This is a genomic window from Microlunatus spumicola (genome assembly GCF_039536445.1).
In the GTDB taxonomy this organism is placed as follows: Bacteria; Actinomycetota; Actinomycetes; order Propionibacteriales; family Propionibacteriaceae; genus Microlunatus; species Microlunatus spumicola.
On the sequence record NZ_BAAAYR010000004.1, the window covers coordinates 352,953 to 370,264 of the forward strand.

Sequence of the window (17,312 nt, forward strand, 5' to 3'; positions counted from 1 at the left end):
TAGAAGGTCGGTGCTGCGCGCCCGATGGCAACGTTCCCTGAGCTTGCCGAAGGGCGCGCAGCACGCACACCCGCCTGCTCGACACTTCTGCGCCAAAGACCGCGCGGCCGTTCACCTCTTACCTCTGGAGACCCGCATGCCCGACCTGGGCGCGATCGACGAACCCGTCCCCTTCGACTTCGGCGCTGCCGAAGCGCTGAGCACGGCGTGCCGTTCGGCGGCTTCATCGGTCGACGGTCAGGTCGGCGAACGGTGGGGGTTCGTGCACACGGGCTCCGAAGACTTCAAGGGCCACTTCTCCCAGCTCTTCGCGCAGAACGCGCTGACCGCCGCGGCCGACGCGACCGAGCTGGCCGGACGCCTGCGCGACGTCGCTACCGGCGCGGACCGGCTGGCCGAGGAGGCGCGCAAGGAGCAGCAGCGGCGCGACATCGCGAAGGCGTGGAAGAAGGAGCACGACAACCGCAGCCTCTGGGACAAGGGGGTGGACGCGGTGACCGGCGGCGACGACCCGCCCGTGGGCCCGCCGGCTGACCCGATCCCCGTGACCGTCTCACCCGCACCTGCGCGCGCCCGTGACACCCCGCCCCCTCCCGCCGGCGCCTCCGGCTCAGGTGGCGGAGGAGGCGGCGGCGGCACGTCCTCCGCGCGCCCCGAGAACCTCCGGAGGTTCGCGACGGGATCCCAGGGCGCCAACGGCCGCCTGCAGCCTCTTCCGGCACAGCTCGAAGGGGCCTATCTCGACTTCCGGTTCGGCTGCCACTGGGGCAGCCTCGAGGCCGGCGGCGTCTTCCTCGGCTTCCGGCAGTGGCTCACGCTGAACGACAAAGACGTGGAGTGGGCGACCACCGTCGCCAACGCCTTCAAGGCCGCCGGCGGTGAGCATGACGTCTCGACCCTTTCCAACAGCGCGATCGCCGCGACGCTGAACGCGCACCACCTCAACGTCTCGCGCCAGGACCTGCAGATCGACGCGCCGCAGGCGTACGGCGCTCCGCCGACCACCGGGTACGCCGACGACCCGGTGAACACGGCGACCGGCAACTTCCTCGAGGTCGAGGCCGACCTCACCTTCCCGGGCGCCGCCTCCATGCTCACGCTGGGCCGCACGTACAACTCGTTCGACCGGGCCGACCACGCCTTCGGTCCCGGCTGGTCGTCGATCTGCGACGCCGGCCTGGATTTCGACGACGACGGTGTCGCCCGCTTCACGCTGCCGGACGGCCGGCAGATCCACTTCCCGCGCCTCGGCGAGGGCTGGGACCGAGCCGTCAACGAGAGCCTGTGGCTCGCTCGCGACGACGACTCGGACGACCTCCTGGTCACCGGCAACGACGGCTCCTGGTGGCGACTCACCTCCGGCGGCACGCTGCGGTCCTTCGGCACCGGACCCCTCGACTCGCGCAGCTTCATCACCCTCGAGCGCGACGCCGGACGCATCGCCCGGATCGTTCACGCCCGTGGGCAGTGGATCAGCCTCGACTGGGACGACGTCGAGACCGACCGCATCGCCTCCGCACAGAGCGCCGACGGTCGCACCGTCAGGTACGCCTACGACACCAACGGCCAGCTTGTCTCGGCCTCCGGGCCCGCGGGCACCCGGACCTACCGCTGGGCCGACGGCCTCATCGCTGCCGTCGTCGACGCGGACGGTGTCGTCGAGGTCGAGAACGTCTACGACGCCGAGGGCCGGGTCACTGCCCAGCGCTCCCCCTTCGGCCGGACCACGCGCTACGTCTACCTGCCCGGGCGCACCACCGTCGTCTCCGACGAGGACGGCACGCGCTCGAACACGTGGCTCCATGACGATCGCGGCCGCCTGATCGGCGTTGTCGACGCCGACGAGCAGCGCCAGTCCACCTCGTACGACCGCTGGGGCAACCGTGTCCTGCTCACCGAGCGCGACGGCCAGACGACGGTGCACGAGTACGACACCCGCGGCCGCCGTGTCCGGACCGTCACCCCCTCCGGCGCCGACCTGACCTACGGCTACGACGAGCTCGACCGCGTCACCACCGTGGTGACCGAGCAGGGCGCCGTCACCACGTACACCTACGAGGACGAGCAGCGGAACCCCTCGACGATCCTCGACCCCGAGGGCGGGCTCTCGCGCCTCGCCTGGGCCGACGGCCTGCTCACCGAGATCGTCGACCCGATCGACGTCGTCGTCCGCTTTTCCTACGACGCGCACGGCGACCTCGTCGGCACGACGAACGCCCTCGGCAGCACCGCCCGCCTCGAGCGCGACGACCTCGGCCGTGTCACGGCGGCGATCACCCCGTCCGGGCACGCCACGACCTACACCTACGACCCCGTCTCGGGCCTGCTCGCCGAGCGCCGGAACCCCGACGGGGGCGTCTGGCGCTACGAGTACACCGCTGGCGGCCGCCTCGCCGCGACGACCGACCCGCTGGGTTCGCGGACCAGCGTCGAGTACGGCCCGCACGGCGAAGAGGCCGCGACGATCGACCCGCTCGGCCGCGCCATCACCCGCCAGCTCGACGACCTCGGCAACCTCGCCTCCGTCGAGCTGCCCGACGGCTCGCGGTGGGAGTTCGCCCACGACGCCCTCTCCCGGCTGACCTCCACGACCGACCCGACCGGCGGCACCTGGCGTCAGGAGTACGACCGCGCCGGCAACCCAATCGCCTCGATCGACGCCACCAGCGTCCGCGTGGGCGTCGACCTCGACGCCGGCCACAACGAGGTCGAGGTCGGCGACGGCGAGGCGTCGACGCGCACCGGCTTCGACCCTCTCGGCCGGCTGACGAAGGTCGGTCAGGCCGACGGCTCCGCGGCGATCTACACCTACGACCGCTGCGGTCGCCCCGTCGAGGCGCTCGACGCCGACGGCGGACTCACGATCATCCGCCGCGACCCCGCCGGCCGTCCGCTCGAGGTCGTCTCCCCCATGGGCGCGACGACCCGCTACGCCTACGACGTCTGCGGCCGCCTGGTCACCGTGACCGACCCGCTCGGCGCGGTCACGACGATCGGCTACGACGTCGACAGCCGTCCCGTCACCGAGACCCTGCCGACCGGCGAGGTCGCCCGCTCCACGTACGACGTCTGCGGCCGCATCGTCGAGCACGTCGCACCGGGTGTCGGCACGGCCCGCTGGACCTACGACCTCGCCGGTCAGGTCGTCGAGTGGCGCGACGCGCAGAGCGGCACCCGCCGGTTCCGCTACGACGCGGCCGGGCAGCTCGTAGCCGCGATCGACGGAAACGGCGGCGAGACGACCTACGTCTACGACGCCAACGGGCGCACGACCAAGATCGTCAACCCGCTCGGCGGCGTGACGCTGCGCGAGTTCGACGCGATGAACCGCTGCGTCGCCGAGACCGACCCGATCGGGCGCACCACACGCGCCGGCTACGACGCGAGCGGGCGGCAGGTCTGGCAGCAGTCCCCGGACGGCCGGCGCACCACCTGGACGTACGACGCCTCCGGCCGCCCCGCGACCATGGCCGTTGACGGGCGCACCGTCACCGCCCTTACTCGCGACCTGCGTCGCCGGACCGTCCGCACGGTCGACACCACGCGCGAGGACGGCACCGTCGTCGAGCACGAGCTCGAGTGGAACCGCCGCGGCCAGCTCGTCCGCCGCACCCGCGACGGCCGCTCCGTCGCGTGGACGTACGACGCTGACGGCCGCCGCACCTCGATGGTCACGCCCGACGGCACGACCACCGCCTACGCCTACGACCTCGCCGGCAACCTCACCTCGATCGACTCGAGCGCCCTCGGGCGCGCGGCGTTCGACCGCGACGTCGCCGGCCGACTGATCTCCGCCCTCGCCGGCGGGCTCATCCAGTCGTGGGAGCACCGTGACGGGTTCGTCGTCGGCCACACGATCACCGACGGCGAGGGCTCGACCCGCACCACGATCGACCGCGACGCCGACGGCCGCATCAGCCGCATCGTCAAGGGCGACGGCAGCGTCAGCACGGCGACCGACTACGCGTACGACGGCGCCCACCAGCTGATCGAGGCCCGGATCCGCACGACGAGCGGAACCTCGACCATCTCCTCGACGAACCGCTGGCGCTACGACGCGGACGGCCGCCTCGTCGCCGAGTCGACGGACCAGGCCTCCGTCCAGCACGTCTACGACGCCGCCGGGCAGATGCTCTCCACCCTCGACGCCGAGGGCCGCGAGACGCGGTACTCGTACGACGGCGCCGGGCGCCGTACCGCCGAGCGCGACCACCGGGGCCGGGCGCGCGAGTTCCTGTGGAACCCGTCCGGCTACCTCGCCGGCGTCGTCCACCACGACCGCGATCGGGTCCGTAAGACCACGGTTCACGCCGACGCCCTCGGCGAGCTCGCCTCCGTCGACGGCACCGAGTTCTTCTGGGATACCGCCGCCTACGCCGGCGCGCCCGTCCTCGCCGGTGACACCCCAATCCTCTCCACCGGCCCCGTCACCGGCGTCGGCAGGGGTTGGACCGCTCCGGGCTGGCGCACCGCCCGTTCGACCGGGACTGATCCCTGGGCAGCGAGCGGCGCCACCGCCCTTGGGCCCTCGGTTGCGATCGACCCGTCCGGCGGCCTCGCCATCGACGGCCTCGAGTGGATGGGCGCCCGCGTCTACGACTCGACCGCCCGCGGCTTTCTCTCGGTCGACCCGATCGACAACCTCACGCAAGCCTGGGACAACAACCCTTACGGGTTCGCCACTAATGACCCGGTCCATGCGAGCGACCCTCTAGGTCTGTCGCCCGTCACCGATCAGCAGCTGGCCGACTATCGCAACAGCAACGGCATCGTCGGGACGTACAACGCCGTGAAGAGCACGGTCAGCACAGTCGCGAACGGCGTCGGGCACTGGTTCAAGAACAACTGGGAGTACGTCGCGGGTGGCGCCATGGTGGTCGGCGGAGCCGTCCTCATCGCGACGGGCGTCGGCGGTCCGGCCGGGATGATGCTCGTCTCAGCGGGCGCCGACACGATCATCCAAAAGGCGACGACCGGCGAGGTCAACTGGGGGCAGGTCGCCGTTTCCGGTGCGGCTGGTGCCGTCGGCTTCGGCGTCGGTGGAGCAATCGCGAAGACGGCACTGAGCACCGGCGCGAAGACCGTGCTCAGCAACGTCGGCAGCAACGTTGCCGAAGGCGCGTTCAGCGGAGGAGGCAACTACCTCACCGGCTCCGGTCCGAAGACCGTGAGCGGACTTGTTCGCGCGACAGCTGGCAACGCAGCGCTCGAAGGAGTCACGGGGGGCCTTGGGCACGGGGCTCCGACCAACAAGATCCTCGGCAAGGTCGAAGCCGCTGCCAGCGACGGGTGCTTCGTAGCTGGCACGGAAGTACTTCTCGCCGACGGGTCGAGTAAGTCCATCGAGGACGTCACCACTGACGACGAGGTGATGGCGTACAACCCGGACACGAGCCAGACCGAGAAGCGCCGAGTCGTCCGCGCCTACGTCCACGAGGACAAGCCGACCTACGACGTCGTCGTTGAAGACGGCGAGAAGGTCACCGCGACCAGTGAGCACCCCTTCATGGTCGAAGGGAAGGGCTACGTTCCTGTCGACGAGCTCGAGAAGGGCGACCTGCTCGTTCGACCGGACGGCAGCACCATTGAGGTGCTGTCCGTCAACGCGACGGGCGAGAGCGCGACGGTGCACAACTTCGAGGTCGAGGGCCTCCACAACTACTACGTCCTGACTGGCGATCATTGGCTTCTAGTTCACAACGACTGCTTGACTCGGGTCAGGCACTACACACGGAAATCCGCAGCGGATAAGATCATGCAGGAGGGCCGCATCATTGCGAGCGATCAGAACAGTGTCTTCGTAACCAAAGCGAAAGAGAAGTTGTTGTCGCCGGTACAGGCGGTGACTCGCCTGGGTCTTAAGCCAGGTCGCGGACACAGCGTGATCGAGTTCGACGTCCCAACCGAAAAGCTTCTGGATCAGTTCAACCCGGCCATGGGTCGAGTTGAGAACCTCATCCGCGGCGACGTGGAGCTCCTGAACCCCGTGAGGGTGCGATGATCGAGAAGAAGGACATAAGGCTCACGGCGGACGAAGCGGATGCATTGCTTGACATCCTCGACCAGGTCGTCGTCTCTCTTGACCAAATTGGTAGCAGGCAGGCTTCAGGTGAGGATCCTAGACGTGAATGGCTTCAGGAGTACTTCACTACCGGCGGGGCCACTCGTCGGCTAGCGCTCGCACGAGGCATAGTCTTAGAAGCCTTTTACCGAGTACACACCGAGGACGAACTTGAGGCGAAATGGGACTCAAGTTCAGTAACCTACTGGAACGATGCTGAACACTAGTTCAGCGTGTCCATCCCGTCTTCGCTCGTGTGCCCAGGGCGAGCAACAACAGACAGCCGGTGCGCGCCTGCTACAGCTAAATCAGGACAAGTCGAGGTAGGTCCCCGAGCCCGAGCCCACAAGCCGTCGGCGCCCGCTTCTGGGGGTGGCTAGGTCAGCGAGCGAACAGCCATGCGACACGAACGCCTTAGCGGCTGGCACTCCCCTTGCTCGACCAGGCAGGTGCTCCTGTCCCCTTCAAGACGGGTTTCGCGAGGGGCTCGCTGTCCCCGCACGCCTCGACCAACTGGTCTGGACGCCGATGAGTGCGAGTACTCGAGCAGGACGCCGCAGGCATGACCTAAGCCTTCCTGCCCTCGAGCGAGGGGATGGCGACGAAGGGCACGAGATGTCAGATCCTCCTGTCGACGCCGTGACAGCGTGACACCATTCGTCCGACGGCACCCCGGAGCTGCCTGCGGCACCCCTATCCGAACTCCCCGAGGATCTGCTTTGAGCACAGGCTCTCTCGACCAGTCAAGCCCACGGCAGCTGTTCGCGGCGGAGGTAGTCACCCTCACCGTGCTGGCGAAGGACGCTCACGGTTCAGATCCCAAGACGCGAGGGGTGCTGGACGGCGTGATGGAGCTCGAGCAACGCGTGACGACCTTCTTGGAAGCAGATCCTGAGCTCGCGGCCGCCTGTGCTCTGGTTCGAGCCGGGCGAAGCCAAGCGGGGGTCCTCCTCGGTCTTCTTCGCTGTGAGGACGAGCTGTCCCAACTCCTCCCGGACGAGGAACGGCTAAGGGTCTGTATCGACACCATCACGAGTGCTGGTTGGCCCTCGAAGGACCTGAAGTTCGCGCTGGATGACGCGGGCTACTCCGAAGCTCTCCTCACCTTCGACGATCGGATGGACGCTGACACGATCGGTGCGATTCGGAAGGGCCATCGGAAGCAGCTGACCAAGCTGATGAGGGGGTCGGTCGCCGGGACGACGAAGCTGGCGATTGCTATCGGCAGCGTTGCCGTCAGTGCGTTGACGCTCGGGACAGCAGCGCCCGCTATCGGTGGATTCATCGGGGCAACGTTTCTCGGCCTGTCCGGGGCGGCAGCGACGAGCGCGGGGCTCGCACTTCTGGGTGGTGGAAGCCTTGCGAGTGGCGGCCTGGGCATGGCAGGCGGCATCTTGCTCGTAAAGCTGGGTACCTCCGGGCTTTACAAAGGCGCGTCACGAGCCGCCATCCAGATCGCTAGGTCGTCGCGAACCGCGTTTATCGCTCAGCTGGCGACGCTCCACGTCTACCTTCGACTCGCTCCGGCCAACGTCGAGGAGATGCGAGAGGCGCTGGCGCAGCTTGATGAGTTGCGGTCGGACCTCGTTCGCGAGCGTGACCTGTTGCGCAATAGTGTGCCCGACTCCGCCTTCGTCTCAACCTCACGTGGTGAGGCAGACCGAACGCAATCGGACCCGCGCGCTCTCCGCCGGGTTGAAGGATGCTTGCGCGCCCTTGACGTCGAGCTCCGCGAGCTGCGCGGTCATCGATCAAAGGTTGCCTGGGTCACTCGAGTGCCTTGGGGCCGGGCCAAAGACGTGTACGACCTCATCACGCACTGAACTCGAAGGTTGAGTGATCCGCCTTCGCCGGCTTGCGCTACCTGGTCAGCCTGCTGGCAGCAGCGGACTCGAGTCTTTCGCCCACGTCACGCCGAGCTGATCCCGTGCGCGCGTGGAGGCGACGTAGAGAAGAGACCGCTCCCTCGGCAGTGCGTCCGACACCTCGTCCTCCGAGCACTCATACTCGCTGAGCCCTGCGGTGGCGCAGTCAGCGCCCATGCCGGCGAGAAGGATTTCTCTCAACTCCATCCCCTCGCCCGATGCATCGTCATCACGACTGGCGCGCCACCTGCCGTTCCTTCGCAATCGACGGAGCGCACCTTGACGCCCCGTTCCGCAAGCCCCATCACGAAGCGGTCGCAGTTGTACTGGTCACGGACGAGAATCGCGGTGGACTCGAGAGGCTGGTTAGACGACCCGGCCTCCGTCGTCCAGGTACGCACCTGCTCGGCTGCTGTCGCCAGCTCCTCCGTCAGGCTGGAGCATGGTCGCAGACCCACGGCTGGTCCACCCCGGGCCGACCGGTAGTCGCTCGACTTCGCGATCTCGTCGTCGAGGTCGCGGTAGGCACCGGGCTCCAAGACCCGCATGGCGAAGTCGAGGATCTCAGCCGTTGTTCGGTAATTCAGCGTCGAGAGCGGCCGACCACCGCGATGCCAAACTGACTGAGGGTGATGCGGCGCCCGTGAATCCGCTGGTGTGAGTCCTCGGCGATGAAGACGTCGTCGGAACCGACTGCGGCGAGCAATCGGATGATTAGCACGTGGGGCGGGGGGTAAGTCTTGCTCTCGTCGACGAGCACGTGTTCGAACAGCCGAAGACGTCCTACCTCGGCCTCACTGTCGAGGTAGGCAGAGGCAACAGCGGTGCGCGTGCTCAATCGACTTTTCGGTAGTGCCGGCGGCCAACGACGGTGTCGTGAGGCATGGCTCTTTCTGAGCAGGACCTGCACTCAACTGCCTGGCACGACGGAGGTCCGCTTCAGAACCAACCGGAGGGAGATCACCGGGGCCGGCGACTAACTAAGACTGACGAACTGGGTGCAGCCGACGGATCCCAACAACACGTTGGAGGATGGAACGACCTTGCTTACGACGAACGCAGCAGGGCTATTACTGCCTCCGCTTCAGGCGGCACTAGCCTCCAGCCTGCGCTGTGCATCCGGTCTCGCTCCTCGTCGGTTAGTTCATGGTCCACAGCAATCTGTCGGTCGGGCCATGATATCCCGACTGGTACCCCCTCATCTGTCTCATACCCAAGACGAGGTAAGTCTTCATGTGTACTACCAAGCCCTAAAATCACTGCCCGTTCAACCTCGTCGGTCGCCTGGCCAAGGAGGTCCGCCCATACAAGATCTACGAACTCAACAGCCCCATCAGGCCTGTGCTCAAGCGACCCGTAAAGCAGCAGACTCAGAAGGTCGCCAGCGGCCCCGCGTGATAGCAGGTCGTGCTGGCGCTGATTTCGGTAGCTGCGCAGACATCCGTAGCAAGACGTCTCCCTTCCGCAATCGCACTCGCTGACGCGACGAAGGGCCGCTCGCAATGTCTCTTCGAGATGATCGTAGATCTTGATCACCGAACCAGCTCCGCCTGGAACTGTGTCGAACAACATGAGGGAGTAGGTGCCGATTCCCTCTGCGGTGACTGTTCCGTTGACGTCGCTGGCTGCGATTTCCAACAAGGCCGAAGCTGATTCAATCAATGCATATAGGACAGAATTCCAGGTTGCTTCATCAACCGATCCTAAATCCGTTTGAACCTCGAGTCGCAGCAGATCAGTTTCGAATTGATGTCCAAGATTGAGCAGCCTGGTTGGGCCGCTGCACTTGTCAGACTTGAAGAGATGCTCATGCGAAGTCGGCTTCTTACGGGTGTGTGCGGCAGCCGTCGCCCACCCACACCAGTCGCAGACCCAGAACCCAGCCCCGCCGGGACCGTCAGCCACCGCCATCAAGCGACCCCGCGGCCCCACCGTGGCGCTGATTTGACCTCCAGGCAACTGGATCGTCCGATCCCGCGCGTCCTCCGACTGTTTCACAACGTAGGAGGCTCCCGACCAGGACCTCTGCGGAGGCCGCGATCCGACAGGGATGGGCTCTTTAGCGGCGACGAACCCGAATTCTGGAATGACCAACTTCCGGAGGACCGAAGTAGCAACGTGGCCGCACCTGGAGCACGCGGGGTCCACGTTGTCATGCGACTCGCGATATAAACCGCATCGTTCACAAATCCGGTAGCTGATCTGGACGAGATCTTTGCCGGGTAGCTTGTAGATACCGCGGGATGTCCACATTTGCCCACCGGCTGCGACAGTGGCATCCGGTGCATATTCGTGAATGGCTTGCGCTAGATCACGAGAAAGCTCAAGTCGGGAACCTAGCCCGTGCTGCGCCATGCTGTAATTGGTGCGTAACTCTACGACATCGACCGGAAAGCCGTACTTAGGAATCACGTTGCGGTTCCCGAGGTAGCCAAGGAGCGGACGGCCGCGAAGGGTGTTAACGACGCTTTCATAACGCTGCGCCAATGAATACTTTCGAGACGACGCTGCCTGGTCACGGAGTTGCTCGAGAAGACTGACATCGGCAGCGAGCTCCGCTCGAACTTCATCAAGTAGGTGCACGAGCTTTCTCACCCAGCCATCACCTGCAAGGTCTAACTCCTCCTGGACCACCTCGGGCACTACCCTTTGCAGAGACTCTCTCACTCTGGTCGGTACGGGTTGCAAAAATGTTGGGACCAGATCGACAGGGGGCGCCTCATCTACGGTCTGCGAGAGAAAGAAATCCCCAGCGCTCGAAGAAATTCTTCCGGTCGCCTCGAAATACCACCGGAAAAATGCGGCGAGCGCGATGGAGTGAACGTGCCTGCGGTCCAATCGCTCATTCTCCAACGGAATGTACGGCGGCCTCATCACGCCAGCGAGTACCGTCTCGGGATTCGCGTATCGCGTGAGGTCATGTGAGCGACGTTGGGCGTATGTAACGACGAGTGCGGCCGCACCAGCCCTGCGGCCAGCCCGACCTGCGCGCTGAACATAGTTCGCGGTAGTTGGTGGCATGTTGCGCATCATGACGGCCTGAAGCTCACCAACGTCGACCCCTAGTTCGAACGTGGTAGAGCAGGACAGTGCGTTGACTTCGCCACGGATGAACTGTTGCTGGATGTGGGCAGCTTCGATGCTCTGCCACTGCGCCGTGTGCTCCGAGGCGGTAAGCGACACGGCATTCATGGACCGGTAGATCATGCGGTAGTGGTCACGCTCGTTCTCCAGCGTCGGAGGCACGAACGGCTCCAGGCGACCTTCACAACCCAGCGCCGGGCAGACGCCTCTCACCGAGACAGGTGCCATCCGTCGGCAGCGGCCGCACCGGTAGACGCTAACGCCCTCCCCTAGCCATTCCAGCCGAAGAAGCCGGTGGTCGACCTGCTGCACATGCCCTCGCAGCTTGTCCGTGCTTCGCGTCAGCCATCCGATCGGCCTGATGTCGTTACTCAGGTACTTCCATGCCCCCTCAAGCACTCGACGGGGGTCCTCGTCACTCCCCAGTTGCCTGAGCAAACGACCGACGTAGTCGATGCGACGGTTGGTTCCCCGGCCCGGCAGCCAGGAAAGTACCTTGCGCAGCGGTTCTGGCCCCTCACCACGGACATAGATCGGTCCAAGCCGAGGAGCAAACACCTCGTCGTTCGGCGGAACGTTGTCCGGCATCGTTACCGCACCCTGTTGCCGGAGGGTCCGCATCAACTCCTGCAAGAACGAAACTGCGTCGGCGTCGTCGAGTCCCAGAGCGAGTAGAGGCTTCGGCGGCACCAAGCCTTCTGTGTCAAGCGTGATGCGGATCAGCCCAAGCCCCTCGAGCGATTGACGATCATCCGTGCTCAGCACCTCCGCCATCACCCAGGGGGCAATCTCCCGCCGTTGCTGCTGTGCAGTCAAGCCCGGTCCAAACATCTTGACAGCTGCCGCTCGCGTGCGAGTTTCGTCAATGACTTCGTCGACAGCTCTGGGCTCGGTGAAGCGGCTTTCTTGGAAGCCCGCTGCGATGAGCCTACGCCGCTGAAGCCGCCGGTACGAATCCTCAAAATAAGGGGCGAAATAGGCCGCGCCTTGTCGGCTATCGCTGAACATAAGTAATTTGCGCCCCTCGCCGGGTTGGTCTAGGTCGCTCGCTCGATCGCTCGCCGGCAGGTTCTGGTACAACGAGGTGGCGATGACCGCTCCTGCGGCGTCCGCGCCCGTTTCAAATACTCGCACCGTACTGGGGCCGCGCCCACCGCACACAAGACATCCCGCTATCTCCTCGCCGCGCTCCTTCAACCGGGTTACGGTCCTCAATGTCGTTGCCCCGCAGAGGGCCGACGCGCATGACGCAGCTTGCAGATCGTTTAGGGTCCCGCACGCCGGGCAAAGCTTAGCCTTGTCACCCACGAGCCCATCGACGTGGTCGACGGCGGCTTCCTCATCCTCGTCTTGGAATGCGAGTGTGTCTTCCAGTACGAGCCATACGGCGGGCTCGGCAGCCCTCCGCGGAATCAAAACGGCTTGCTTGGCCCGAGTTTCGATTCGCCCCAACACGTGAACCGCCCCGCATCGTTTACATGAGCCGATCTCAAACATTTGAGCTTCGCACGTGGTGCACCGCTCATGACGAGCGAGTTGCACATGAGGGCCGGAGTCCGAAAGGCAGGTGAAGGCTCCTTCGGTAGCTCGCAAAAACAGGTGGTAGCGGGCCGAGAGCACTGGAGTCCCATCCTGGAACGCCAGGCCGCTGGCTAGGTCAACCATCGCGGCTAGCCCTGCCTCTCGGTCCGCTTCCTCAGGGAAGATCTGTTGCGCGAGCGACGTCAGCGTCGCTGGCTCACGAGTTAGCACAGCACGCAGCTTTGTGAGCGACGCTTCATGTCGGAGCGCCGAGGACGGATTGTCAGCCACATAGCCGTGACCTATCGCTTCCGAAAGCACGGCGCCAGGTCTGTCGTTATGTGATACCAGTCGGAGGTAGTCGGCGGAGCTTAGTGGTCCCCAAAGAGATCCAGACGACTCCGCAAGCCGGGCCGCACGGACCAGGTCCTGGCGGTCTGGGTCGCCTTCAACCCATTCGAAAGGTTGACCGAAGAGGTCCTGCGCGAACTTCGTCACCGCACTGGGACTTCCCTCAGCGCCGACTGTGGCCGACGTCGCGATGCACTGCAGTTTGCGGTCTGGCGCAACTCTGTCGCGAAGCCGGCGGAGCAGCATGGAGATCTCCGCCCCCTGTGCCCCGTCGTATACGTGCGCCTCATCAACCACGATGAAGCGCCAGTTTCCGTCATCGTCAGTCGGAAAGAGCGAAATACTGTCCTGCGGACGTAGCAGCAAGTATTCCAGCATGGCGTAGTTCGTGATCAGCAGATGCGGTGGTGTGTCCCGGATTTCCTGCCGGCTTAGAAGCTCGTTCCGCAGCCGCGGCTCGCCCGGATTCAGCTGCTCAAACATCTGCTCGGCCCTTAACGGGTCGTTGATTGTCTCGCCGGTATAGCGACCAAACGTGATGCCCTGAACCGGACTCAGCAGCGTTCGCAGGCGCTTCATTTGATCATTGGCGAGCGCATTCATCGGATAGAGTAGCAATGCCCGCACACCAGGGCCCAGCCGTCCAGCCGCCTCCTCCCTCAATAAGCTAGACAGAATCGGAATCAGAAAGGATTCGGTCTTTCCAGACCCTGTCCCCGTTGACACAACGACATTACGTCCACCAGCAACCTTGCGGACCGCCTCATCTTGGTGCCTGTAGAGGGGCCGGGACATCGGTAAGCCTTCGCTCGCAAGTCGTAAGAACGACTGTTCAAGCACCCCCTCATTGACGAGGTCCTGAAGCGTCGCGCCTGGAGCATAGGGCGGCGTAGCCTCTAGGTACGGCCCCTTGTCCAATAGGCTCGTATCCGTGATTGCCCGATGTAGCGCAGCGTCGAGAACGGGATCCCGAACAGTCATCAGCGACTGCAGATATCGACGATACTGAGCCTTGATAGCCTCAGCCGTCGCTACGGCATTGATGTTCGCAGTCATTGTAAATCCTTTGCTGTGCGCACGGCTTGTCGCGAGACAATCAGTTCAGCGAGCACGAGATCGATCGTGACAAGATCAGGAGCGACACTACCGAGATCCGCCCACTCCCCCTCGTGCAGCCCAAGCCACGTATTCACTTGGTGACGTCCGTGGGCAGCATGCCGACCGACGAGCGCAAAACCGAGGCTGAGAGAGGACAGCGCTCGCCATCCTCCCTGGTTGGTGGGATGCTTCCGAGCGCAGAAGGCGGCTAGACCATCCGCATCCCCCAGGCTACTAAGCAGAGCCTCGATTTGCGCAGATCTGCGGTGCGACTCGGTAACGACCGCCTTTAGTAGCGGATGTTTCCTTGACTCCAGGAGCTGAAGTGAGGCTTGTACGCGGCTGTCGGCGTCCAACAGCCCCTTGGGAACAAGTCTCAGCCCTGCCCGTAGGTAGGCACGGGCCTGATCGTCCAGCCGGGCGTAGACCGCTGCGTTCTCGTCAAACCTTCCAGCTCGGGGAGTCGGATCGTTGCCCTCGCGAAGTTCATCAAACGCAGTACCGCAGACGGTCACGGCGTCGTCGTTCAGCGCATCCAGGACCGTCGGATCCCCCGCGCGCCGCAACAGGGCCGATACCCAGCGAGCGGTCGCAATCAATGAGCTGGGTCGGGTGAAGTCGGCACCGGGATCGACGACGTCGGAGACGCCCCCCGGATGCACCAGCAGGCCAGAGCGGATGAGCAGCGCTGGGAGATCCGCGGGTTCAAGGGCGGACAACGGCACGGCCGCAAGGGCGGGAGCAGGTTGCCGTTGCAGTCGTGCAACACAGTCTTCCAGGACTGACGGCTTTCGTTCGCCCAACGCTAGGTTCCGTCGACGTGCAAGGACTATCCATAACTTAGACAAGTCCCTGACCTGGGTAGGCAGGTCCGATAGGCCGGCCAGCCACGCCGAGATCACCGCCTCCTCCTCGTCCTCGACGCGTAAAGATCCTTCGTCTGGAAGCAAGATCGCGGATCCCACTTGCGGCCACGACGGAATTGCGGCTGGCACCCATGGGTCATCGATCACCACGGAGACGAGCAATGGACCGGCATCAAGTAGGTGTTCCGGAAGCTCGGCACAGCCATCTGCAATCAAAAGGGTGGCTGCGCCACGCCAAGGCGCGCGGCAGGCATACACTGCGGCTGTCAGACCCGGCGTTTCGTGACAGTCCTCGAAAAGCAAGGACCTGCCCTCAACCCTCACCTCGGAAAAAAGGCGACGCGGCTGAAGGGCCGCCACCGCCACAACGCCCTCAGCATCCAGGGACAACGACACGTAGGGGTTCGTCCTAATCGTATCCGTGACCTGGCTCAACCGGAATGGATAGATGCCTCGCCGCGCCGCGCCCGGGATCAGCTGCTGAAGTACCCGTCCGTTGCTCCGCACGAACACGACAGGCTCTGCCGCCTCGCCGACGTGCACCATCAGGGTTCCCGGGTCATCCAAGATGTCCTCAGTGAACAAACGGACTGGATTCACCGTGGGCGTCGGCGGACTCGTGGTGTCTTGGTAGGAGATCGACATGTGTCCGGGCTCGAGCAGGTAGGTGCCCGAGCCGTCGGCCGTGCGAATTTCGACATCGTCAACGAGGTCTTGAGCACCGAACTCGATGCGCTCCTTGCTCGCCCACACTCTTGGCGACAGTGCCAGTGTCGCGGAAGCAGGTACGAGGCCGCCGCGCGCCATTCGTCGCCAGGCAGGAGTGACGCGAAGCGTCACGCCTTCCAGAAGCTCGAGTTGACGGGTGGCGCCACGGCCCCACGGACCACGCACTCGAACGGTGTAGGAGCCCACCAGATGGGTTGGAAGCGTCGACCAGATCGTCTCGGCCTCCTCGCTGGTAGTGACCTGGCGGCTCGCCACCTGCTTGAGGGAAGCATCCAAGATGTCGACCGTCCAGCTAGCGTTCGAACCACTGGGTGCAGGGAGCTCAACCCGCGGCCGCAGCGGGAAGACTGGAAAGCCTGAGGTAGATCGCAACCCCTTCAGGGGCTCGCCTGCAAGGATTCGGACCGCACTAGACAGCCGGACCGTTCGCGAACTCCCAGACGCGAAGATCGCCGTGGAGCCGGTGAGATCGGCGAGAACCAAGCTCCATCCCATCCAGCCCGTAGAAAGATTTCCTTCTGCGGCAACGTGTCCGTGTCCTGTTATTTCAAGAGCGGTCTGATCGCCTGGAAAAAGGAGCCACACGGGCATCCCGGGAAGCGGCAGACCGGCCGGGATGAACCTTCCGTCCTCCCCGAAAGCCAGGATCGGCGCCTGATCGTCGACGACGGTGATCGTGGCCTGGTGCTGCTCGTATCCCAATAGGCTTACCGATGCGGCCCGCTCGGGAGCCAGTACGGGTACATCGAGGCTCGGCGCCTCCTGCTTGCCCGGCCACGTTGCCCGAGCGGCAACCCTTTCGGAGCGATTGCCAAGCCTGATGACCCACGTCGCCCGGCCGTCCGAATCGGGCACGGGCGGCAGACGAAGCACGACTCCTTGACCGTAAGGGTCGAGCGCCAGCTGAGGCTGAAGGGTAGCGGACGCCTCGGCCCCTCCACGAGAGGTCTCCTGCGCTCGCTCCTGCAATGCCCATCGCTGGGCCGCCAGCCTGAACCGATCCGGAAGCGGAACTTCCGACCCATCGCCTCCCGCAGAAACAACGTCTATCAACTCGAAGGTCCGGTCGGTGACGTCGACCGCGTATTCCCCCCCATAGCGCATGAACCGGCGCACGGGAGTATCAACCGAAGTCAGGCGACCGGCAGCTGCTTGACCTCCGGCCCAAGACACAAACGCGTCCGGTTCGAGTCGTGCAATTCGTCGGCGCCGCTCGGCTATCAGGTCAAAGTAATCGTTCAGGCAATACGTCGGCATCCCAGCATGCATCAGCACGCGTCCCACGTACTTCGCACCCGGGTCGTCTACCAGATCGAAGGTAGGCAAGCCCAAGGCGCGAAGGTTGCGTAAAAACGCGTTCCCCCAATCGAATTGAAGTCCCTGGTTCATAGTTATACCGATCAGCCCGCCTAGTTTAGGCCAGAACGTGCCCTGCTGATAGTGGTCAACGGCCGCTCGTACGGTCGACACCACTTGAACGGCTGGCCACCTGCGCAGAAGCTGCGGATGCTGCGTGAACTCGGCCCGACGCAAGACGCGACCGAACGCGGTCAAAGCCTGTTCAGTAAACTGAGACTCAGGAAGGTCCTCCGTTACCAGTGACACCGACTCGATACGTCGCGACCATGCACTCTCACGCAACTTCAACAACTCTTGCGGCGTCAACGACTGGCTTACTGTCACGATTCGCTGGGATCCTCACCGATACTAGTGGTGAATGCTGCGTCGTTGGCGCTC

6 protein-coding genes are annotated in these 17,312 nt (G+C 64.6%); 3 read left to right on the top strand and 3 right to left on the bottom strand.

Annotation, left to right across the window (positions count from 1 at the left end; all coding sequences use genetic code 11):
* Window positions 1-136: 136 nt before the first annotated feature.
* The 3 genes from ABD665_RS14840 (at window position 137) to ABD665_RS14850 (ending at window position 7,884) form a co-directional block, all read left to right on the top strand.
* Entirely contained in the window at window positions 137-6,001 is a 5,865-nt protein-coding gene (locus ABD665_RS14840; RefSeq protein WP_204913408.1) for a DUF6531 domain-containing protein, read from the top strand.
* The gene (locus ABD665_RS14845) at window positions 5,998-6,288 is read left to right on the top strand and encodes a hypothetical protein (protein WP_204913409.1); all 291 of its coding nucleotides are present in this window, start codon (window positions 5,998-6,000) and stop codon (window positions 6,286-6,288) included. Before ABD665_RS14840 ends, ABD665_RS14845 begins: the two co-directional genes overlap by 4 nt.
* A gap of 492 nt (window positions 6,289-6,780) precedes the next feature.
* Complete coding sequence (locus ABD665_RS14850; protein WP_204913410.1) at window positions 6,781-7,884, top strand: hypothetical protein; 1,104 nt, start codon at window positions 6,781-6,783, stop codon at window positions 7,882-7,884.
* A 625-nt stretch (window positions 7,885-8,509) separates the two neighbouring features.
* Here the strand turns inward: ABD665_RS14850 and ABD665_RS14855 are convergent.
* From ABD665_RS14855 to ABD665_RS14865, 3 genes are all read right to left on the bottom strand, one after another.
* Window positions 8,510-8,764 carry a hypothetical protein gene (locus ABD665_RS14855; RefSeq protein ID WP_204913412.1) on the bottom strand — a complete coding sequence of 85 codons (255 nt, stop codon included), beginning with the start codon at window positions 8,762-8,764 and terminating at the stop codon, window positions 8,510-8,512.
* Between the two features lie 209 nt (window positions 8,765-8,973).
* Window positions 8,974-13,938, bottom strand: coding sequence for a DEAD/DEAH box helicase (locus ABD665_RS14860; protein ID WP_204913413.1), 4,965 nt, complete (start codon window positions 13,936-13,938; stop codon window positions 8,974-8,976).
* Window positions 13,935-17,258, bottom strand: coding sequence for a hypothetical protein (locus ABD665_RS14865; protein WP_204913414.1), 3,324 nt, complete (start codon window positions 17,256-17,258; stop codon window positions 13,935-13,937). Before ABD665_RS14865 ends, ABD665_RS14860 begins: the two co-directional genes overlap by 4 nt.
* Window positions 17,259-17,312: the final 54 nt, after the last annotated feature.